Raw genomic sequence first — 23,395 nt, forward strand, 5'->3', positions numbered from 1 at the left:
CATTTAGATAATTAATTCTTTAGGAAAAACATGCCTGAAAATTTTGAACACTTCTATGAGCTCCCACAAGAGATACAACAAGAAATAACTCAATATTTACCAAATTCGAGTTTGCTAAATCTTGCATTAGCCTCAAAGGGAAAATTTCCATTTTTTAAACAATTACTTGGTGCCCGAGAGTTTTTACGCTATGTAGCTCGGGGACAATACGCAAAAGTTATAGAGATGCTTGAAAAGAACAGTCACTTACTCACCCAAAAAGGACAAGTTATTGATTGTTCTGAGCGCACTTTTTCCAATATTAGTGGTTTTCAATACGCTCTTTGGGCCATGGATAAATACATGTGGGACAAAATGATTGATAATTTATTAGTCAATAATAAATTTAAAGACCAAGCCCTCGTATTACATACGCAATATAAAGAAGTAAAAGAGTTTGGGGTTACTTACACCTTCCGAGGGATAGTCATCACCGAATCACATTTTGATTTTCAACAAACGATCATTAAGGAACTCCAGACGCAGGCTGATTATATGAAATTGTCCTATGATGGAGATATTAAGGAGAAGGAAAGGGATAACCACTGGAAAAAAAATGTTGGTGACATGTTGTATTTACTACCTATGCATGCTGTTTATGAATACTGTAGTGAGAAACCATTTAAAGGCAACGTACAATTTACTCAACAACCAAGCTCTTTTTCCACCCGCGTTTTTACAGGAGTTGTTGTTAATGGCGAAGACCAAACTGAGGAATGGTTCACCCTATTGAAAAACCCAAATAGAACCCATGCAATTAGTAAAGCAGGGAGAAAAGGGGCCTACGCGAAAGAACGAGGTGTTGCGGACGCAACAGATGATTTAGCAGCTATGAACACATTATTTATAACAAGAACTGGAGATTTTCAGCAGCTCGAGCAAAAGCTTTGTCTTGAATACTCTAACAGCATCGACTGCAAATGCCCTTAGGTTAACATGGATTTAATATTCCCCTTAAAAATTCGAGTGCAGGTGGAACGAAAGGCGCGCGCTTTTCGTTCCAGATGCATCAAATATGGTTTTTCGGTGAACTGTACTGAATAGTTACAAAATTTAAAAACTAATTGGAAGAACAGTTAACAGGACGTCATCGATTCGAGGCAAATGTCAAACCTAATTATGCTTTAAAACCTCTATTTTATCAACATACCGAGTTACGGCACCTTTATTAGCATCGAGCACCTGCATCGCATTGTGGATAAGACGTGCTTTTCGTTTTTCATCATTGTGAAGTAGGACAATGCGGTTAATTAATTCATCTGCATCCTTAACTAATTCAATCGCCTCGGCATCGTTTAAATCACGACAAATTGTTTTGAAATTATGAACATGTGGGCCGCAAAATACTGGAACATTTAAGGCAATTGGTTCTAATACATTATGACCGCCAATGGGCACAAAACTTCCCCCCACAAAAGCATAATCGCTAATTTGATACAGTCCTAATAGCTCGCCTAAAGAATCTAAAACAACGACCTCGTTATGAGTGGTTAACGTGTTTAACTGAGAACGGCGACCAGTATTAAATCCCATATCTACACTTAACTGATACACTTTCTGAAAACGCTCTGGATGACGCGGAGCAATTAACAACACGACGTTGGGTATTGCAACTTGCAGTTTTTTTAAACGAGATAAAATAAGCGCCTCTTCATTTTCATGAGTACTAGCAACAATAACAACAATTCGTTCACTCCCCCATCTTGCTTTAAAGTCGCTAAAAATTTCCTCAGGAATGTCTTGTGTTTGTAAATCAAATTTCATATTTCCCAGAACACTTACAATATTTTCATTCGCTCCAAGTGATTGGTAGCGTTTAGCATCATCTGAAGTTTGTGCCAAAATGTAGTCAAATTTCTGCAATAAAGGCTTAAAAAGAAATTTTATTTTTTTATAGCCTTGATATGAACGTTCTGAAAGACGAGCATTGACTAAAAAAAGTGTTACGTTTGAACGATGAGCATAGTATCCTAAATTAGGCCATAATTCGGTTTCTACAAAAATGGCGGCCTTTGGTTTTATTGTCTTATAAAAGCGACGTGCGACACCGGGCAAATCATAGGGCACATATTGATGACTAACTTTACTGCCAAAACGTTGTTGAACTCGCTCTGATCCTGTAGGAGTCATCGTAGTCAACAAAATTCGCCATTGTCTGTGGAGTAAAGCATCTATTAAAGGAGTTACAGCAATAACTTCCCCTAAAGAAACGGCATGGATCCATAGATCAATATCCACCGCCTTGTTATTATTTAAAGCAAAACGCTCTAAAATTCTCTTTCGATAGGCAGGAATCTGGCGCCCTTTCCACCAAAGTCTTAATAACAAGTAAGGGGTTATTAAATACAGCAAAAAAGAATAAATTTGTCGCATAACATATCCGAAAAACGCAAGCATCCAATTAACTTGCACTTCAAAAATTTTTAATCAATTTTTTATGAGAACTGGAGGATATCATTAATTGCTTTCAAGCAGAAATTTTTGGCTGTTATTTACATTATCAAGCTTTGTGGAATTCAGCCAAAATAATGGCTAAAGATTAGAGTACATCCTGGCATAATTCGATTCACCATTATCATTTTGCTAAGAAAAAGTTAATTTCAGCATAATTTAGACTATAGGCATATAATTAAGCTTAGAATGGAAGAGTTATTAATAGCGAATACTGGATACTTAACTACATGAATTTACGTAACTTCTTTACCCAATATCACTGGTGGGGAAAAATACTAGGTGCCTTCTTTGGCTACCTCATAGGAGGTCCAGCGGGAGCGTTATTTGGTATCCTTATTGGCAATTTTTTTGATCGCGGTATCGTAGAACATTTCAATAAGCCTCATTGGTATTATTATAACGAGCGACGCGAAGCAGTTCAGAAGGTTTTTTTTGAAGCCACTTTTTCTATTATGGGACATATCGCCAAAGCAGATGGTCGCGTATCTGAAGAAGAGATTCATGCGGCTAAGGCACTTATGGATGAAATGCGATTAACCCGAGAGCAAAAAACTTTGGCAAAACGTTTCTTTAATGAAGGCAAAGCGTTTACCTTTGATATAGCCAACATCTTAACGCGCTTAGACGAAGCCTGTTATGATAATCCCGAACTATTAAAATTATTTATGGATATTCAATATCGCGCCGCTAAAACGGATAATTTCTCCGAAGCTAAAATCCATGCATTAGATGTTGTCTTCAGACGCTTAGGATTTGCCCCTATCCGTCAGCAATATCGTTTTTACGAAGACTTCGGCTTTCGGGCTTCACAGTCACAACAATCCCAATATAAAAGCTCCTCAAGCCAGCAAAGGAATTATAACAGCTATCAAACCCCACCTAATAGCTTGGCTCATGCCTATGCCTTATTAGAGGTTGACAAAAATGCTAATAAACAAGAAGTTACACGTGCTTACAGACGTTTAATTAGTCGTAATCATCCTGATAAACTAATTGCGCAGGGTCTTCCAGAGCAGATGATTAAAGTTGCTAATGATAAAACACAAAAAATTCGCAAAGCCTATGAACAAATCTGTGCCAGCAAAGGATGGTAACACCTAATCCTACTGACCTATGGAGTTCATAATACCATTATTTGAGGGTAAAATTATCTACCGCTCCATCCTCTAAATCGACAACCTCAGCCTTAGTCTTGGGAATACTGAACTCAACCATTTTCTTAGCAGCATTACCTGAGAAACAAATACCAAAGCAACTTCCTACCAAAAAAGGTATAAAAGTTAATGTGTAACATAGCGCTTTTTTCTCTAATGATGCTTTGGTAATCTCTAATATTGGAACACTCACTCCTAAATAAATTGAGACAAAAATAATCCCTCCTAAACATCCCATTGTTTTAACAAAGCAATCGTTATGGGTAAGTCTTTCTTTTTCATCACTCACCTTCTGACTGCGCACCTTTTCCTTTGCAAAATAGTTTTCTTCAGCTTTTTCAATTTTTGCTTCTATTCGTGGGAGTACGTATTTATTGTAAATATCAGGGTCGAGAGTATTTGCATGGAATTGAAAAAACAAATTTGGATTTAATTTATCAACTGCTCTAGCGGCAAGTTCTTTCAAAGGAGGAACTTCTCTTCTAAAATTTTGATTTTTCATTTAATTTTTACTCTATAGAGTGAATCTAATAAGGCAGGATAATGTTTTTTTAACCATTCTGCAAATATTTACAACTATAAGAAAAAATTAGAATCTTTTAGAAATCATAAATTTCACCTCTGTAAGCTCTTATGTTGATATAGAGGCTATGTCGTCAAAATCTCCCTATGGAGAAATTAAGGATGATCTCTTTTTAGAAAGGAAATTGAATTGTCTGAATGAGAAACCTGATGGAATAATTCCATCAGGTTTAAAATATATTAGCTTGCTTTATCTGTATCCGCATAAGGAAGTACTGTCACTTGAGTTCCAAGAGTTATGAATTGCTCACTTAACCATTTAGCAGCACTAGGTAATACTCGGACACAGCCATGGCTGGTGTTTGAATAGGGAACCTCATAACCGGCATGAATTGTGTAGCCTTGGAAGAAATACATGCAGTAAGGCATTTTTGCGCCACCCGTCGTTTCAACAGGGTATTCTCCTGAGCGACAATCAATACCCCGCTTATTGTAAACACGGAATGTTCCAGTAACAGTCCTGCAAGATTGATTGTTATTTTCATCGCAAACGTCTTTGCCTCCAGAAGCACTACCTGTCATTACGCGATTGCCATCGGGGTCATAAGCAGCCCAAGCAAATGCTTTAGGATCAAAAATAAATTGCTTTCTTCCTGTCGCAGGGGCTTTTTCGGGGAAATAATCCCGACCGCGCTTATCTTCCGTGTAATGAGTAGTACGATGCACTACACCAACGTCATCCGTGATATAGCAAGATTCGTCACAATACTGCATACAACTCGAAAGGCCAAGGCATAATAAGCCAGCCCACAACAACTTTTTCATGGTAACTCGTTCTCTCTTTTAGTTATTAAAATTCTCTAATTTATAAGGTGTAAAAACATACCTTATATTAATTTTTAATTGCATGTTTATTTATTTGCCTGACGCACAAACAAAGTTGACACCCGCAATCCTATTCTTTTAAGCGACGATATTTAATGCGTGACGGCTTATCCGCTTCATCACCTAACCTTCTTTTTCTATCTGCTTCATAATCGGTGTAATTTCCCTCAATGAAAGCAACTTGCGAATCGCCCTCAAAGGCCATTAAGTGGGTACAGATTCGATCCAGGAACCAACGATCATGCGAGATAACAATAGCGCAACCAGGAAAGTTCAATATCGCTTCCTCAAGAGCCCTTAGTGTTTCTACATCTAAATCATTACTTGGCTCGTCAAGCAGAATAACATTTGCACCGCGCTTCAAAAGTTTGGCCAAATGCACACGATTACGCTCTCCACCAGACAATTGTGACATTTTCTTTTGCTGATCGGCACCTTTGAAATTAAATCGTCCAACATAAGCTCGGGAAGGCATTTGGAAAGAACCAATCTGCATAATATCATGACCGTCTGAAATCTCTTGCCAGACAGTTTTATTATCATCTAAATGATCCCGCATCTGATCCACATAGGCTAAATTTACTGTCTCACCGACACGTATTTCTCCATCATCGGCGTTTTCTTGCCCAGTAATCATTTTTAAGAAAGTCGATTTCCCCGCACCATTGGGACCAATGATACCAAGAATACCACCTTTGGGCAGTTGAAAATTTAAATCCTCAAATAATAAACGATCGCCAAACGATTTGCGTAATGCTAGCCCTTCAATAACCAGATCACCTAAGCGCTCACCGGGTGGGATATACAGTTCATTAGTTTCATTGCGTTTTTGGAATTCTTTTGAATTCATCTCTTCAAAACGTGCAAGTCTTGCCTTATTTTTGGCATGACGTCCCTTCGGAGAGGTGCGAACCCACTCCAATTCCGCTTTGATTGCCCGTTGATGCGCAGCTTGTTGTTTATCCTCCATTGCCAGTCGTGCTTCTTTTTGCTCTAGCCAAGACGTATAATTTCCTTTATATGGAATACCTTCACCACGATCGAGTTCTAAAATCCACTCAGCAGCATTATCCAAGAAATACCTATCGTGAGTAATTGCTACCACCGTACCTGGAAATTCTTCAAGATAACGCTCAAGCCATGCCACACTTTCAGCATCAAGGTGGTTAGTAGGTTCATCAAGCAATAGCATATCTGGGCTAGATAATAATAAGCGGCACAAGGCTACACGACGTCGTTCACCCCCAGAGAGTTGGCTTACTTTTGCATCCCAATCCGGTAATCGCAAAGCATCTGCAGCAATGTCCAACTTACGGTCAAGATCCCAGCCTCCACAAGCTTCGATCTCATTTTGCAGCTCACCTTGCTTAACTAATAAAGCATTCATTTCATCATCGCTCATAGGCTCTACAAATCGCATGCTAATTTCATCAAACTGAGTTAATTTAGCTTTAATTTCAGCAACACCCTCTTCGACAACTTCACGAACTGTCTTAGCTAAATCAAGCTCCGGTTCTTGAGCTAAATAACCAATTTTAATGCCTGGTTGGGGTCTGGCCTCACCTTCATATTGTTTATCAACACCAGCCATAATTCGCAATAAGGTTGATTTACCCGAGCCATTTATACCTAAGACCCCGATTTTGGCACCAGGATAAAAACTTAAAGAGATGTCCTTCAAGATAAAGCGTTGATTCTCAACGACTTTACTGACACGGTTCATGGTAAAAATATATTGCGACATAGAATGCTCCATCTTTAAAGCAGGCGCAGAAGGTAAACCAAACGGTTCAATTTCTCAAGGGTTATTAACTATATGCTTAATGTAATACTTGTAAATTCTGTCAAGTGAGGTCTCGTCTTTTGTAAAAACCTAAGACGAGAATCACTAGCAAAACCAATCAAGACCAATCTAGAATGACTTTGCCTGATTGTCCAGAAGCCATAATCTGAAAAGCAGTCTGGTAATCAGCTACAGGGAAATGATGAGTCATTACAGGCTCTACATTTAAGCCGCTTTGCAACATAGCGATCATCTTATACCAAGTTTCAAACATTTCGCGACCATAAATTCCTTTAACAACCAATCCTTTAAAAATCACATGATTCCAATCAATGGCAGTTTCTTGTGGAGGAATACCTAGCATAGCAATATGGCCTCCATGATTCATTGACTTCACCATATCATTTAAAGCCATAGGATTTCCCGACATCTCTAAGCCAACATCAAAACCTTCCATCATCCCTAATTCTTCCATCACTTCTTTGATAGGCTGAAATTTAACATTGACCGCTTTGGTAGCACCCATTTTACGCGCTAACTCCAAGCGATGCTCGTTGACATCAGTAATAACCACATGACGCGCACCAATGTGTCGTACAATAGCAACCGCCATAATTCCTATAGGGCCTGCACCTGTGATTAAAACATCCTCTCCCACTACATCAAAGGCCAGAGCACAGTGAGTAGCATTTCCTAAAGGATCAAGAATGGAAGCCTGATCACCAGTAATATTGTCTGGTAGAACCAGTACGTTGCTTGCCGGTAGGGAAAGGTACTCAGCAAAGCATCCTGGACGATTAACACCAACCCCTTGCGTATTACGACATAAGTGACGTTTACCTGCTCGACAGTTTCGGCACATTCCACAAGTGATATGTCCTTCACCAGAGACCCGCTGCCCTACTTTTAATCCTTGTACCTCGCGCCCAATTTCAACAATTTCCCCATAAAACTCATGACCTACGGTCATGGGTACAGGGATGGTAGCTTGCGCCCAGTCATCCCATGAGTAGATATGAATATCGGTGCCACAAATTGCTGTTTTATGAATTTTAATAAGAACATCATTGACTCCGTATTCCGGTACGGGAACATCTTGCATCCATATTCCTGGTTCACGTTTAGCTTTTACTAAGGATTTCATGCACTTTTCCCCTGAAAAATATTGTTACTCTTAGAATTCTTTGAAGATGGTATTTAATTAATAATACCAAGTTCTCGACCTACTTTTGCAAAAGCATCCAATGCTATATCTAAATGCTTAAGCTCATGAGCAGCCGACATTTGTGTACGAATTCGGGCTTTTTCTTTGGGAACGACTGGGTAAGAAAAACCAACGACATAAACGCCTTCCTCAAGAAGACGAGCAGCCATTTTTCCAGCCAGAGAAGCATCACCTAGCATCACAGGGATGATCGGGTGCTCACCAGGAACCAAATTAAAACCAAGTTTGGTCATCCCTTCACGGAAATACGCACTATTGCGTTTTAGTTTTTGGGCTAGTTCACTACTATTTTGCAGCATGTCCAACACTGCAACAGAGCTTTGGGCAATCATTGGCGCCAAAGTATTTGAAAACAGATAAGGCCGTGAGCGTTGGCGAAGCCAATCAATGATCACTGCATTCGCCGAAGTATATCCCCCTGAAGCTCCCCCGAGAGCTTTACCCAAGGTTCCAGTGATAATGTCAATTTTATCAGCAACGCCACAATATTCTGGAGTACCTCGCCCTGTTTCGCCCATAAATCCAACAGCATGCGAATCATCTACCATCACCATGGCATCATAACGATCAGCTAACTCACAAATGGCAGGTAAATTAGCAATAATGCCATCCATCGAGAATACTCCATCAGTCGCTATTAACCGAAAGCGAGCACCTTTCGCAGCCTTAAGTTGATCCTCCAGATCTCTCATATCATTATTCGCATAACGAAACCTTACTGCTTTACATAAACGGATACCATCAATGATACTGGCATGATTTAATGCATCACTGATGATAGCGTCTTCAGGGCCTAATAAAGTCTCAAACAAACCTGTATTTGCGTCAAAGCAAGATGAATAAAGAATAGTATCTTCCGTTCCTAAAAACTGGCTTATTTTTTTCTCAAGTTCTTTATGAGGTGTTTGTGTTCCACAAATGAAACGAACAGAGGCCATACCATAACCATATTTTTCCAAGGCTTTCTGGCCTTCAGCGATTAAAACTGGGTGATTAGCAAGACCCAAATAATTATTTGCACATAAATTAATGACTTCTTTTTCCTTCACTGTCACTGCAGCCTGCTGCTGGCTAGTTATAACACGTTCTCCTTTGTATAACCCTTCTTCCTTGAGTGTATTTAATTCAGACTGCAAAAATTCAGTAAATCGCTCAAGCACATCAATCTCCAGTAGTAACAAAGCGGTAAATGATAACAAATTTTACACAACACCACTATGAAATCATGCATTTCTCATTAGTTGATAAAGAACTTTATAAATTACTGATTAAGGAATCGCACCTTTTATCAATTCTTGCTAAAATCCCTGCAACGTTTTAACCTAGGGTTTGCCGAAGAACCCTTTAGATATTCAATGTAATGGTGAATCTCCAATGACTAGTCAAAATGCACGAATTAATATGGTCAAACAACAACTTCGCACAGGCGATGTTCTTGATGAAACCATTCTTTCACTTTACGAGGAAATACCTCGTCATGAATTTGTGCCCCATAACCTGCAGCATTTTGCCTATTCTGATTTACAAATCACATTAGCACATGAGCAACGAATGCTAACTCCTTTAGAAGAGGGTAAACTATTACAAGCCTTGGCTCTTAAAGGAAATGAAACCGTTTTGGAAGTTGGAACCGGCACTGGTTTTTTAACTGCCCTATTAAGTCGGCTTTGCAAAAAAGTGATCAGTATTGATTATTTTTCCGATTTTACCAATCACGCCCGACGTAAACTACAAACACATCATTGCAAAAACGTTGAATTAATTACTGGTGATGCCAGCCGTGGTTGGCTTGAGAAAGCACCTTATGATGTGATGGTATTTACAGGTGCCATTGAAGAATTGAATGAAACTCATCGCCTTCAACTATTACCGGGTGGACGATTGTTTGCTATTGTAGGGAAAGAGCCTGTCATGCAAGGCCAATTACATAGTTTAGATCATAATGGCAAATGGCATGCAAACTTGCTATTTGAAACCAACATCCCTCCTTTAATTGATAAATTAAAACCGAAAGAATTTGTATTCTAGGACAAGCCTGTATGAAAAAAACGCTTTTGAGCTTGATATTAACTGCTAGTTTCATTCCTGTGCTGCATGCAACCGATTTAATGGATATTTATCAACAAGCACTGGAATATGATCCAACTTTTAAACAAGCTTACAGCACATACATGTCAAATACGGAAGCTATTCCACAAGCACGGGCCGCCCTATTTCCGCAATTAACTGTCAATACGCAAGCAGCCCGTAATGTTGAAAATGTAAAAGCAAGTGGCTCTTCTGTAGAAGCGACTTACAATAGCAACCAGTGGCAAGTTACGACTTCACAAGCTGTATTTAACTACCAAGCTTGGGCACAGGTTCAGCAAGCCAAATCTTCCGTAAAAGCAGCACAAGCCACTTTTAACGATGCAGCCCAAGATTTAATTCTGCGTACTGCTAAAGCTTATTTTGACGTGCTTTTGGCAAGAGATACTTTGAATTTTGCTGAAGCTAAGAAACGCGCCAATAAGCGACAATTTGAGCAGGCAGAACAACGATTTAAAGTAGGTTTGGATGCAATTACTTCAGTTTATGAAGCGAAAGCAGCCTATGACCAATCGGTTGCCGAAGTTATTTCAGCAAGAAACAACCAGATTAATAGAAATGAAGATTTACGCAAATTAACTAATCATATTTATGAAACGTTGGCGCCCTTGCGGGATAGCCGAATTCCACTGATTAAACCAGAGCCTGATAATGTGGATGAATGGGTCAATACCGGTTTATTGCAAAACTATAAACTTTTTGCTGCTAAATATTCTCTGCAGGCGGCTCGTGAGAATATTAAAGTTCAATCAGCAGGAGGCTGGCCCACACTTGCTATTCAAGGTAATGCTTTACAAACTCATAACCAATCTTCTAGTAATTCCTTTTTTATTCCATCTAAACAAGCCACAGCCAGTGCAGCCCTAGTATTGAATTTTCCCGTTTTTCAGGGAGGATTAGTGCAATCTCAAACCAGACAAGCCCAGTATGATTTCCAAACCTCTAGTGAACAAATGGAGCAAACTTATCGCGATGTCGTCGTCAATAGTCGCATTGCATTTAACACTATTGTCGATGGAATCAGTAAAGTTAAAGCAGATAGGCAAACAATTATTTCACAACAAAATTCACTAGAGAGTACGGAAGCACAATTTCAGGTAGGTACGCGCACGATGGTTGACGTTGTGAATGCTCAACAACGATTATTTGAAGCACAGGAGCAATTAGCCCGTGATCAATATGGTTTAATTAATGCCATACTAAACTTAAAATATCTAGCAGGTACCTTAAATGTTAATGATCTGGAAGAAGTCAACGCCTGGCTAGAAACAACGCGCATTAGTGCATTCCCACCACAAGTAGCAGCTTCCAGGGCAAATCCACCGGCGACCAAACGTGCAAAAACTGTTGCTGCTAAACCAAAAAACACAGAAAAACCTGCCGAAAAGAAAGTGGAAGGTGAAGCCAATACACAAAGTGAAGCAGTTGAATCTGCTGTGGAAACCATGATGACAAAACCTGACACTACAATTAATAATAAAGACATTTTAAACAACAAAGATAACAACAAAGATGCTTTAAACACGAAAGATGAATTGAATTTATAAGAAAGTCCGACCACAAGTTGGACTTTTCAGGCTCAATCTCCATCTAATACGCTGTCTTTTCAAAAGACAACAAACACATCCTGAAGTAAGATAAAAACTACACAGCAAGGTTTTATGGGCAATTCAATGAAATTTGCGATAAACTTGCTCTTTTATTTTGTTTTAGGTTGTAATTATGTCTGCTACACCCTCATTTGTTGAGAAGAAACTCTTGCATTACACAGGCAAAGCCATTGCCGACTTCAATATGATTCAGCGTGGCGATCGGGTTATGGTTTGCTTATCAGGAGGTAAGGATTCCTTTACCTTACTTAGTTTATTACATACTCTAAGACGCCGCTCAAACAATAAATTTGAAATATTTGCCTTCACTTTAGATCAAGCGCAACCGGGTTGGGATGACAGCAAATTGCGCAATTGGCTCCAAGAAAGAAATATTCCCCATGAAATCTTAACGCGTGATACTTACAGCATTGTCAAGGAAAAGATTCCTGAAGGTAAAACCTATTGCTCATTATGCTCAAGATTGCGCAGAGGTATCATTTATCGCTATGCAGAAGAACATGGTTTTACGAAAATTGCTTTAGGGCATCACCGGGATGATTTAATTCGCACATTGATGATGTCAATTCTTTATAATGGTGACGTGCGTTCGATGCCACCCAAATTATTAAGTGACAATAAAAAACACATCGTGATTCGCCCTCTTTGTTATGTGCAAGAAAAAGACATTATTACCTTTGCCCAAGAACAAGCATATCCTATTATTCCTTGTAATTTATGTGGCTCACAAGAAAATCTAATGCGTAAGCGTGTTGCCAAGCTTATTGATCAATTAGCAGAAGAAAATCCCAAAGTACCCAGCAATATTCTCCATGCATTGCAAAGCATCAAACCAAGTCAATTGATGGATCAAGATCTCTGGCAATTTAAAAACCTGGAAAATCAGCTAATCAACCCCACCATATTTCAACAGGAAGCAGTTTTCTCTGAAGATGAGCTCCCACTTCCCTCAGAATAAATAAATCGACTTCGTTCCAAACTCGCTGAAATGAGGGAAGTGCCAGGAGATTTGGCGCACCGGAGTGTACACGCAAGTACATGAGGACTTGAGCACCATATCATTGATGTAATTCCCCGATTTAGTAGAGTTTGGAACGAAGTCTGATAAAACTTTGATGCAGCTACATCAAAGATTTCTTGCCATTTTCATTTCTAAAAACTTGAAATTTTTTTGTTTTTTATCCATAAATTATGGGCATTTATAGAAACATTTGAATTTGCATTGTAGACTAAGAACCTCGGACTATTTTACATAAAAGTTAAGGAATTTATCTTTTTTGTAAAGAAATGGGTTCACAAAATGAACAAACTGCGTTAGTATTGGGTTCGCTAAAATCAAGGTATAATTATGAATGAAGCATTAACTACAAATTTGCGTAAGTTTCGTGTCTATAAACATCGCTTTTTAAAATTTGACTTCATTGCAGCGATTGTCGTTTTTCTTGTAGCAATTCCTTTATGTTTAGGGATTGCTTTGGCATCAGGTGCCCCCTTATTTTCTGGTATTTTGAGTGGCATTGTTGGTGGGATTGTTGTCGGTTCCATTAGCGGCTCTCAAGTCAGCGTGAGCGGCCCTGCAGCAGGTATGGCGGCTGTCGTTCTGGCGGCCATTGCGCAACTGGGCGATTTCAATGTTTTTCTTCTAGCTCTCGTTTTGGCAGGAATTTTACAAATTATTGTTGGCAGTTTGCGAGCAGGGTTTGTGGCTGATTACGTCCCTTCTAACGTTGTCCAAGGCTTATTATGTGCCATTGGAATCTTGCTAATTATCAAACAACTGCCTTTGGCTTTTACTTTGTCCAGCGATTTAGCAGAATTAAAAGCGCATCTTTTAGAAACAACAGAGAGCTTGACTTTTAGCCCTCTTTACGATTTGTATTCTCATGTTAATGAAGGTGCAACGATTATTTCTATTATTTCTTTCGCCATTTTAATCTATGCAGATAAGGCAAAATTGAAATGGGTTCAGAATATCCCGGCACCAATTGTTGTTGTCATTGCTGGCATTTTGATTAATGAGATTTTTATTTTTTTTAATTCTTCTCTTGCTCAAAATAACCCTCATCTCGTCAATATCCCTCAACATGATGGCTTTTCAGACTTTTTAAGTCAGTTGGAATTTCCAAGCTGGGCTAGCTGGACAAACCCTAAAGTCTATTTATACGCATTTATCATAGCCATTGTAGCGTCTTTGGAAAGTTTGCTTAATGTCAAAGCAGGTGAAAAGTTAGATACAAAGAGACGATATTGTTCAAAAGATCGCGAATTAGTGGCTCAAGGCTGTGGAAACATGATTGCAGGTTTAATTGGTGGAATTCCCGTTACCTCGGTTATTGTTCGCACTTCGGTCAACATTCAATCAGGTGCTAAGACTAAAGCATCTACTGTATTGCATGGTATATTTATTCTTCTTGCCGTTTTACTGATTTCCAATTGGCTTAATAAAATTCCCTTATCATCACTCGCTGTGATTTTAATCTTTACCGGTTATAAATTAACCAAACCATCTATTTATCAAGGTATTTATGAACAGGGCATGGATCGATTCATCCCATTCATTGCCACTGTAATAAGCATTGTTGCGTTTAATTTGTTATCCGGTATTCTTATTGGCTTGGCAATTAGTCTTTTCTATATATTAAAATCCAATAGCCAAGCTCGCCTGGATATCATTAAAGAAATATACCCTACTGGCATTACTAGCCGTCTGGTATTACCCCAACAAATTACTTTTTTAAACAAAGCATCATTGATAGCAGAACTTGATTCTATTCCGAAAAATTCTCAGCTGATTATCGACGCTCGCTACTCCAATTATATCGATAAAGAAATTGTCGAATTACTAAAGGAGTTCAAAGAAGAGCAAGCCCCACTAAAGCAAATTGCTTTAAATCTCATTGGGTTTCAAGAGCATTACGACATTCACAATTATATCGACTTTATTAATGTCACGACCTATGATGTTCTGGCCACACTAGAACCCTATCAGGTTTTATCCTTGCTACGTGAGGGAAATCAGCGTTTTCTGGAAGATACACGGATTCATCGAAGTACCAAAATTGATATTAAATATACCGCCGAAACGCAACACCCTATTGCTGTTGTTTTAGGTTGTATTGACTCCCGAGTACCTGTAGAAACTATTTTTGATATGAGTTTTGGAGACTTGTTTTGTGTACGTGTCGCTGGGAACGTGGTTAATACCGATGTATTGGCTAGTATTGAATATGCATGCAATGTAGTTGGAGCAAAATTAATAGTAGTCTTAGGACATACTCGCTGCGGTGCTATTCAAGCTGCCTGCGATGGAGTTCAAAAAGGACATATCACCCAGTTACTTGATAAAATCCAACCTGCCGTTGCTGCAGAAACACAAACCAAGATAAATCGCAATAGTAAAAATAGTGAGTTTGTAAAACATGTCACCGAACTTAATGTGGTTAATACTTTGCAACAAATTTACAAAGATAGCGAAATTTTAAGACATATGATTGAACAAGAAACCATTGGAATAGTTGGTGCAATCTATGATGTAACTACTGGAAAAGTAGACTTCAACGATTATTCATATGCCTTAATCGATGACGACAGCAAAACAGGTGGCCCATTACGAGAAAAAAGTAAAAAAATTCTTGATGCGGCACGCAAACTTCCAGTAATCAAATAATTAATTTAAATCTGGGTTATTGTTTTACCTTAACCCAGATAACCCTACATAAACTGTTGCAGATCTTGAGTCATTGCCTCTATCCAAATTCGTACTTTCGGTTGTAAAAATTTTGCTGGATGATAAAAAAGATAAACGGGAATAACGGGCATAGCTATATTAGAAAACAATTCTATCAATTCGCCACGAGCCAAATAATCAGCTACCTGATAATGATGCAAAGCAACTATACCCAAACCTCGACAAGCACAATCACTTAAGGCAGCAGCATCATTTAGATAAAATACTGGTGTAAGATGAACTGTTTCTCCCGAAGGAAAAGTCCAGCTATTATTGGGATTACGCATGCTGTGAGTTAAATAGGCATGCTGCTGTAGATCAACCGGTCTTTCAGGGTAACCATAGCGCTCTAAATAGCTAGGGGATGCACAAAACACATAACGAGTTGTTGTAATTTTCTTTTGTATGGAATTTGAAGTAACTTGCATCGAAATGCCATAGACAATATCTAGTTCCTCCTCTAACAAATGAGGAATCTGCTCGGCAATCTGCAGGTCTATGATTAACTGTGGGTACCGAGCAGTTAATTCTAGCATACGTGGCAAAATGATATTTTCAGCAAAAAAACGTGAACTCTTTACCCGCAAAAGCCCTTTAGGCTCAGCCTGTGAGGCTATCACTACACTTTTTGCCTGTTCTAAAGCTTGTAGAACAGCTTGTACTTCTTGAAAATAGGCTTCCCCTACCGAGGTTAAAGAAACTTTGCGTGTGGTACGCTCCAGTAGCATCACACCTAATTCTGTTTCTAAAAGGCTAATTTGTTTACTAACAGCAGCCGCTGAAATAGCCAATTGTTTTGCCGCTGCAGTAAAACTACGGCATTGAACTACCTTACAAAAAGTTTGGATAAGGGCAAGCGTATTCATTATTTCTCGCGGTACTAGAGGCTCAAATCACTCGCTAGAATAGCCAATTCTTAGCCATGGCAACAAGCTCTACGTTGCAAAGAGTTATTTATTATATCCTTGCCACCGCAAACTCAAATCCTTAATGCAAAAATAAGAGAATAAAAGACTTTAAATAGAGCACTTTGCACTTATTGCAAAGCTTGTATCTTGTTTGTTAATGGCCGAAGTATATAATAATGGATTTTGTAAGATCAGCAGGAGCAAGCATGCGCGCATCACAATGGTTATTGGCTACCCTCAAAGAAACCCCTAATGATGCAGAAATTGTTTCGCATCAACTTATGTTGAGAGCCGGAATGATCCGCAAACTGGGTTCAGGCCTTTACACTTGGCTGCCGCTTGGTCTTAAAGTGCTTCGTAAGGTTGAACAAATCGTACGTGAAGAAATGAACCGAACCCATGCCATGGAAGTATTAATGCCTGCAGTACAACCAGCAGAATTATGGCAGGAAACTGGACGGTGGGAAACATTTGGTGGTCAATTACTTACCATGAAAGACAGTAATGGTCGGGATTACTGTTTTGGTCCTACACACGAAGAAGTGATTACCGATCTAATGCGTAATGAATTGCAATCTTATAAGCAATTACCTGCAAATTTTTATCAAATTCAAACAAAATTTCGCGATGAAATTCGTCCACGCTTTGGAGTAATGCGTGCTCGGGAATTCATCATGAAAGACGCTTACTCTTTTCATCTAAGCCAGGAATCGCTGCAAGAAACCTATGATGCGATGTACCAGGCTTACTGCCGTATTTTTGATCGTTTGGGGCTTCGCTATCGTGCTGTAGAGGCTGACACTGGAGCAATCGGCGGCTCTGCTTCACATGAATTTCAAGTTCTCGCTGATTCCGGTGAAGATTTAATTTTCTATAGTGATGAAAGTCAGTATGCAGCCAACATTGAGCAAGCCACATCAAAACTGCCTACAAAGACTAGCCCCCTCCCTCAAGAAAAAATGACGGTTGTGAATACACCAGGGCAAAAAACGATTACCGAGGTTGCCAACTTTTTAAAAGTTGATCCTGCATTGACTGTCAAAACGCTCATAGTTGTGGGTGAAGAACATCCTCTCGTTGCCTTAGTATTATGTGGTAATGATGAGCTTAACGAGATCAAAGCTAGCAAACACCCCATGGTTAAAGCCCCCTTACAATTTGCTGACGATAAAATAATTTTACAAAAACTTAAAGCTCCCATCGGCTCTCTTGGGCCGGTTGAGCTTGGTATTCCTGTTATTGTTGACCATCATGCACTCGCATTGACATCCTTTATCTGCGGTGCAAACGAGGCTGACAAGCATTATATCAATGTAGCCTGGGAACGGGATGCAAGTTACCAAGATGCCTATGATTTAAGAAATGTTAAAGAAGGCGATCCTAGTCCTGATGGTAAAGGAAAGTTACACTCCTGCAGAGGGATTGAAGTGGGGCATGTTTTCCAACTTGGTGATAAATACGCCAAAGCAATGAATGCCGCCGTCATTAATGAACAAGGTCAACTGCAAACCATGACTATGGGTTGCTATGGCTTAGGCATCACTCGCGTTGTGGCTGCAGCCATTGAGCAACATCATGATGCTAATGGTATTGTTTGGCCGCAAAACATTGCGCCTTTCCAATTAGTGATAATCCCCATAAACAGCCACCGCTCAGCAATTGTTAAAGATACTGCAGAATCGCTTTACCAGCAGCTGTGTGCACAAGGATTCGATATTCTGCTTGATGATCGCAACGAACGGCCAGGAGTCTTGTTCGCTGATAACGATCTCATCGGCATACCTCATCGTCTAGTAGTAAGTGAACGTAATCTCGAACAAAACGCCGTAGAATATAAAGCGCGTAACAGCGATGAAATAAGCCGCATTTCTTTGGTCGACTTAAATAAATTTATCAACGATTTACTCAAGGTTTAACCCTTAGGGCTACTCCCAAGTAGCCCTAAGCATTTATAAACACTGTTAATATTCTAATAACATTTTTCTCCTATAATCGATAGTAAGTGAAGCTATTCTGGACTCTCGAAGTGACTACTTTTAAAAAAATTTCTAGCAATTATGTAGAAGTCCAAAAAAAATTAAATTTACCCTCTGCTTTCTCCATGCCACAAGCTTCGCTTGAAGAATACGAGGAGCAAATTGACAAAGACCTCCCCCGAACCTCTTACTTAAGCTTCGAGCATACAGCCGATGAAATAAAAACAAATCTTCAAGATAGCTCTCACCTTAACGCAGAAACTCGTTCCTATACGCAAGGTAATTTTGACGGAGGCGTACTTACTGACTCAGGCTTAAAAACCTCACCAAAGTTTCTGGAAACAGCAACGCTTGCTTCCGCAGAAGGAACAGCAGACGATATCTGCGGTAGTCTTCGGATAGCTTATGTAGATGACGATGGTAACAACTGTGCATTTGCCGTTAGTTATATAAGAAATGACCCTGATCCAAAAAAACAGGAGCCTTTTGTTCCTGTAGAACAACGTAAACGTTTTTTTGCTGTTGCTATCATAAAAAATACTACAGCTCCACCAAAGGAAAGAGAGGTTTGCTATATCACTCACCCAACTTTTTTATCTGAAGAGCAGATACAGGAAAAAGATAAATATACCCAAGATATAGAAGACAATGCCATCCCTGAAGAGATCAATAAAATACTTAACTCTAAAAAATTTGCATCCTTACTAAATGGACTTTTTAATGGGAATTCTCTTAATATGGCATATTTTAAAGAGCTAGATGCGCGTCTTCAGCAGAATCAAAATATAGATAATCGTGATTTTAAGAAGGCTAAATTAGAAGAACTGGTTAATTTCACAAAAGCAAATTTAAACTCTTCACCAGAAGACCAACTTCTTCTAGAGAGTCTTGATGAAATTATGATGCAATCATCAAGCGATATAAACTTCTACCGCACAGGGGATTTTGAGGAGCATCTGGAAACTGTTATTGAGATTATTAGTAAACATGATCAAGATAAAACATTATTGAATAAGTTTACATTAACTGCAAATGCAGTTCGTCTGGAATTAAAAGTAGCAGAAACGGATGAAAAAAAGCCCCACATAAGACAGGTCCTTTTAGCACAAGCAAACATTCTGCGAACATTACGAGATACTCCAGAGATTCAACCAGAGGCAGAATTTTATACCCATTATAAAACAAAGACTGTCGAAGACATGGTAGAGATTGCTACGTTTGAGCAAAGTAATGAGCATAGACAAGCATCAACCATGCTAAATGAGCTTATCCGTAAAGCTCGAGACAATCTTAATGGAAACGAAGCATTAAAACTCTATCTGGATGCAATTGAGTTACGTTCGCTGACAGAACCCGATTTTTATCAAAATGGATTTATCAAAACCTTAGAAACGGTGTATGGCACTATTGATCAATACATCGGTATGACTCAACAAGAGCAATTGGAAAGGCAATTATTAAATAATAAATTAACTTTCCAAGCTATTGTACTTGACCATTTTAGTAAGATTTCTGAAGAAGAGATTACAAAGTTTGCTCCCCCCGAGCTTCAATCTCCGCAAAGAGACACAGGGGATTTAACACCTATGCAGCAACTTGACCACTATCCATGGCGAAAGTGGCTAAAGGCAGAAGCTACAAAAATTCGTTTCATGAGAGATCATTCTCAAACGGAAATAGTAGATTACAAAAAAGCCACCAGCAATGATGAATTACATACTACTGCCTTCAGAAGGTCAAAAGAGTTGCATGATAAATTGGAGAGTTTAGAGAGGCAATTGCAACAACTGCTTGATACCAAAGTTTTAAAACAAGAAAAAGCAGCCGAATTGCGCGAAATATTAATAGAGAAACAAAAAAATATTCAATTTTTAATAAAATCTTCTCCTGATAGCGCAGAAAAATATCGAGAGATGACTTTCTCGAGTTTAATTTCTAACCTTTTAATTGATGGCTTAAAATCAAAAACAGAAGAAATTACAAGCATCGCTAAAGAAAATTTAAAAAGACTCGAAAAGAAAAAACCCATAGCCCCTGAAAATGTAGATGACAACTTCTGGCAACGTAATCGTAATGCTATCCTCATTGGCGCCTTTGCGCTAGTAACTGTCATTAGCTTAGTTTTAATCATAACTGGTGTGCTAGCCCCTCTTGGACTGGCTTTAGAAGCTGGTACAGCGACTATAATGGCTATTTCAGGTGCGGCAGGTGCAGGAGCCATTGCATTAAGCGCTGGTGTGAAAACCGCCTATGATGAAAAAAAATTCTCGGATGCGATAGCCCCTATTGAAAGATATAAGTCAAATAAAGCAAAGATTGAGAGTCAATTTAAAGTTGATATTGAGACTATTAAGCAAAATTTTTCAGAACTATCACCAACCGTTTTACAGTTAAGCACGAGCATAGAAACCTCTGTAGAGTCAGAAGAAATAGGTATAGCAGTAGAAAATATAGAATCAATAATTGAACAAGCTATTGAATACTCTAATGAGATTGACACCCAACTTATAGCACTACCCGAAGAACTTGAACATGCAAAGAAATTTGTTAGTAGTATAGGAATGTCTGGTACTACTTCCGGCGAGGTTGTGATTAGTAAGCCAAAAGCTGAGCCAACACAAGTGGTTGATGTGACAACTATAATAGAGAGTAAAGTCTAGAGTTCCGCTTATATTTCTACTATCTTGGCCAAGCGAACGCAATAGGCAAGATCTTAATTGGAGTAGAGTATGGCAGTATTTTTTGATAAAAATGCGAACAGTCCCTCAGCTTACAATAAGTTGAGGCGAACAAATGAACATGCCACACGAGAAAAGCGTATAGTGCAAGCGGAAGAGGCTTTGCAAGCACTCCAACAAGAAATTGATAACCGAACTGTAAAACTAATTAAAATCCGTAATTTTTCAGAAACTCAACATGCTCTTTATAAGCAATTGACCAAAAAACATGAAAATACCCCCTCCAATAACTTAGCAAAACAATTAAGTAGGCTAAAAAGAAGTCTTGAGACATTGGACAATAAACTTGAACAAGCTCAGAAAGTAATTACAGATTTGCATCTGAACTATGAGCAATTAAAATCTGAACTGGCAGAAAAAATGGCTACGGCAGCCCTACCCTCAGAGAATGGAATGCCTTAAGTCATAATGAGCAGCTGTATTTAGATAGATTATATTTCTAACACACTCGCTAACAATTGTTGTGTATATGTCTGCTTAGGGCGCTTAAAAATCTCTTCACAAGAACCGGACTCTACTATCCGTCCCGCACGCATTACTAAAACTGTATCGGCCATATAAGACACTACAGCCATATTGTGAGTAATAAACAAATAAGATATGCCTGTATCTTGCTGCAGCTCTTTAAGTAAATTAAGAATTTGTGCTTGAACAGAGATATCAAGAGCACTCGTTGGCTCATCGCAAATTAATAACTCTGGCTCAGTTGCAAGAGCTCTAGCAATGCAAATCCGCTGTCGCTGTCCACCGGAAAATTGATGTGGATATCTATACAGGCTGTTTCGTGGAAGATTCACTTGTTCAAGTAATGCCACCTGTTTCTTCTCGATAACAGAGGAAGGCAAACCTTGAGCTAGCATTCCTTCAGCTAAAATTTCAGCCACTGTCATCCGTGGATTCATTGAGGAAAACGGATCCTGAAAAATAATCTGCACTTTCTTACGATAGTTGCGTAACCTTTCTCCCCTTAGCGTTCTTACATTCTCTCCACGATAGCTCACTTCACCGGCACTAATGGGTTGCAAACGCAACAATGCTCGACTAGCAGTAGTCTTACCGCACCCAGACTCACCAACTAACGCTAATGTTTTTCCCTTATAAAGCTCTAATGACAAATTATCGACGGCTTGAATCACTTCCGATTGCTGGAATAATTTTCTTTTTGCATAAAAACGGACACTTAAATTTTTTACACTTAATAACAACTCTTCTTTTGTAGTTAAATCAGTCTGCCAATTTTTTTCTTGCCTTAACAATGGAGGCAGTATGGTTGCCTCAGGATAGAGATGACAACGAACCGTTCTCTTTTCTAATTCTTGTAAGTGGGGTTGCACTTTATTGCAAATAGAGAAAACATGAGCACAGCGAGGATGAAAGCGACATCCTGGGGGCAATGCATCTAATGTAGGCACTGCTCCAGAAATTGTTTGTAGACGCTGCCCGCGTTTGTTAAAACTGGGAACAGAGGCCATCAATTGTTGGGAATAAGGATGCTTAACTTGAGTAAAGAACTCCTCAACGGAAGCTTGTTCAACCACTTGTCCTGCATACATAACACAAACTCGATCAGCTGCTGCCTTAACCACACCAAGATCATGCGTAATTAATAACATACTCATCTTATGTTGCTGTTGTAATTTTTTTAACAAAGCCAGAATCTGTGCTTGAATTGTTACATCCAAAGCAGTAGTAGGCTCATCAGCAATCAATATTTCTGGATTACTGGCCAAAGCCATAGCAATAACAACTCGCTGCTTTTGGCCACCTGATAACTGGTGAGGGTATTGACGCAATCTTAATTGCGGTTTAGGAATTTCTACTTCGTCAAGTAAAGCAATCAAACGATTCTTTACTTCAGCACGACTCATTGGAACTTTAGGTAATGCCTCTTGTAATTGCTCACCAATGCTTAAAACAGGATTCAATGCCGTCATAGGTTCCTGAAAAATCATTGCCAAGCGTTTGCCTCGCAAACTTCGCATAAGGAATTCAGGCAACATCAGTATGTCTTCCCCTTGCACATTAATTTCACTAGCCTTTCCATAGGCAGCATTCATTGGTAATAAGCGCATCAAAGCTAGAGAAGTTAATGATTTGCCACAACCTGATTCACCTAGCATGGCCAAAGTTTCTCCGGGAATCAGAGAAAAGCTCACATTATCTACTGCAGTGATTGTCTGAGTTGGCGTTTGAAATGCCACACTAAGCTTTTTTATTTCGGCAAGTTTAGCCATGCAAATTATTTTTGATATTAGAAAATCTCTCAATGTAGCAAAGAGTTTATCC

Annotated in this window: 16 protein-coding genes and 1 pseudogene; 9 read left to right on the top strand and 8 right to left on the bottom strand. The window is 39.0% G+C overall.

Features of this window, described 5'->3' with window-relative positions:
• Positions 1 to 30: 30 nt before the first annotated feature.
• A complete protein-coding gene (locus Lbru_RS00100) occupies positions 31 to 969 on the top strand; it encodes an F-box protein (protein ID WP_058440145.1) in 939 nt (312 codons plus the stop codon).
• A gap of 183 nt (positions 970 to 1,152) precedes the next feature.
• Here Lbru_RS00100 and waaA read toward each other — a convergent pair whose 3' ends face one another.
• On the bottom strand, positions 1,153 to 2,412 hold the full coding sequence (gene waaA / locus Lbru_RS00105) for a lipid IV(A) 3-deoxy-D-manno-octulosonic acid transferase (RefSeq protein WP_058440146.1): 1,260 nt from the start codon (positions 2,410 to 2,412) through the stop codon (positions 1,153 to 1,155).
• A gap of 308 nt (positions 2,413 to 2,720) precedes the next feature.
• On the opposite strand from waaA, the gene djlA reads away from it, so the two are divergent.
• The gene (djlA, locus tag Lbru_RS00110; RefSeq protein WP_058440147.1) at positions 2,721 to 3,587 is read left to right on the top strand and encodes a co-chaperone DjlA; all 867 of its coding nucleotides are present in this window, start codon (positions 2,721 to 2,723) and stop codon (positions 3,585 to 3,587) included.
• A gap of 37 nt (positions 3,588 to 3,624) precedes the next feature.
• Here the strand turns inward: djlA and Lbru_RS00115 are convergent, their stop codons facing one another.
• The 5 genes from Lbru_RS00115 to Lbru_RS00135 all read right to left on the bottom strand — a co-directional run bounded on the left by Lbru_RS00115 (position 3,625) and on the right by Lbru_RS00135 (position 9,222).
• Positions 3,625 to 4,149 (bottom strand): hypothetical protein, encoded by a 525-nt coding sequence (locus Lbru_RS00115; RefSeq protein WP_058440148.1) that lies wholly within the window; start codon positions 4,147 to 4,149, stop codon positions 3,625 to 3,627.
• Positions 4,150 to 4,409: 260 nt separating this feature from the next.
• Positions 4,410 to 4,994 carry a L,D-transpeptidase gene (locus Lbru_RS00120; protein WP_058440149.1) on the bottom strand — a complete coding sequence of 195 codons (585 nt, stop codon included), beginning with the start codon at positions 4,992 to 4,994 and terminating at the stop codon, positions 4,410 to 4,412.
• Between the two features lie 130 nt (positions 4,995 to 5,124).
• A complete protein-coding gene (gene ettA / locus Lbru_RS00125; protein ID WP_058440150.1) occupies positions 5,125 to 6,798 on the bottom strand; it encodes an energy-dependent translational throttle protein EttA in 1,674 nt (557 codons plus the stop codon).
• A 157-nt stretch (positions 6,799 to 6,955) separates the two neighbouring features.
• Entirely contained in the window at positions 6,956 to 7,981 is a 1,026-nt protein-coding gene (tdh, locus tag Lbru_RS00130) for an L-threonine 3-dehydrogenase (protein WP_058440151.1), read from the bottom strand.
• 53 nt (positions 7,982 to 8,034) lie between these two features.
• Positions 8,035 to 9,222, bottom strand: coding sequence for a glycine C-acetyltransferase (locus tag Lbru_RS00135; protein ID WP_058440152.1), 1,188 nt, complete (start codon positions 9,220 to 9,222; stop codon positions 8,035 to 8,037).
• A 214-nt stretch (positions 9,223 to 9,436) separates the two neighbouring features.
• On the opposite strand from Lbru_RS00135, the gene Lbru_RS00140 reads away from it, so the two are divergent.
• The 4 genes and pseudogenes from Lbru_RS00140 (at position 9,437) to Lbru_RS00155 (ending at position 15,427) form a co-directional block, all read left to right on the top strand.
• The gene (locus tag Lbru_RS00140; protein WP_058440153.1) at positions 9,437 to 10,090 is read left to right on the top strand and encodes a protein-L-isoaspartate O-methyltransferase family protein; all 654 of its coding nucleotides are present in this window, start codon (positions 9,437 to 9,439) and stop codon (positions 10,088 to 10,090) included.
• Positions 10,091 to 10,101: 11 nt separating this feature from the next.
• Positions 10,102 to 11,445 (top strand): annotated as a pseudogene (locus Lbru_RS00145) (TolC family outer membrane protein); the annotation flags it as partial.
• Between the two features lie 427 nt (positions 11,446 to 11,872).
• A complete protein-coding gene (gene ttcA, locus Lbru_RS00150; protein WP_058440154.1) occupies positions 11,873 to 12,718 on the top strand; it encodes a tRNA 2-thiocytidine(32) synthetase TtcA in 846 nt (281 codons plus the stop codon).
• A gap of 390 nt (positions 12,719 to 13,108) precedes the next feature.
• Positions 13,109 to 15,427 (top strand): bifunctional SulP family inorganic anion transporter/carbonic anhydrase, encoded by a 2,319-nt coding sequence (locus Lbru_RS00155; RefSeq protein ID WP_058440155.1) that lies wholly within the window; start codon positions 13,109 to 13,111, stop codon positions 15,425 to 15,427.
• A 44-nt stretch (positions 15,428 to 15,471) separates the two neighbouring features.
• On the opposite strand, the gene Lbru_RS00160 is transcribed toward Lbru_RS00155, so the two are convergent.
• A complete protein-coding gene (locus tag Lbru_RS00160; protein WP_058440156.1) occupies positions 15,472 to 16,353 on the bottom strand; it encodes a LysR family transcriptional regulator in 882 nt (293 codons plus the stop codon).
• Between the two features lie 248 nt (positions 16,354 to 16,601).
• On the opposite strand from Lbru_RS00160, the gene Lbru_RS00165 reads away from it, so the two are divergent.
• The 3 genes from Lbru_RS00165 (at position 16,602) to Lbru_RS00175 (ending at position 21,511) form a co-directional block, all read left to right on the top strand.
• Positions 16,602 to 18,311: a proline--tRNA ligase gene (locus tag Lbru_RS00165; protein WP_058440157.1), complete on the top strand. Its 1,710-nt coding sequence runs from the start codon at positions 16,602 to 16,604 to the stop codon at positions 18,309 to 18,311.
• Between the two features lie 110 nt (positions 18,312 to 18,421).
• Positions 18,422 to 21,031, top strand: coding sequence for a hypothetical protein (locus Lbru_RS00170; RefSeq protein ID WP_058440158.1), 2,610 nt, complete (start codon positions 18,422 to 18,424; stop codon positions 21,029 to 21,031).
• Between the two features lie 69 nt (positions 21,032 to 21,100).
• On the top strand, positions 21,101 to 21,511 hold the full coding sequence (locus Lbru_RS00175; protein ID WP_058440159.1) for a hypothetical protein: 411 nt from the start codon (positions 21,101 to 21,103) through the stop codon (positions 21,509 to 21,511).
• A 29-nt stretch (positions 21,512 to 21,540) separates the two neighbouring features.
• Here the strand turns inward: Lbru_RS00175 and Lbru_RS00180 are convergent, their stop codons facing one another.
• On the bottom strand, positions 21,541 to 23,343 hold the full coding sequence (locus Lbru_RS00180; protein WP_058440160.1) for an ABC transporter ATP-binding protein: 1,803 nt from the start codon (positions 23,341 to 23,343) through the stop codon (positions 21,541 to 21,543).
• Between the last annotated feature and the right edge of the window lie 52 nt (positions 23,344 to 23,395).

Source organism: Legionella brunensis, from assembly GCF_001467025.1.
GTDB classification, from domain to species: domain Bacteria; phylum Pseudomonadota; class Gammaproteobacteria; order Legionellales; family Legionellaceae; genus Tatlockia; species Tatlockia brunensis.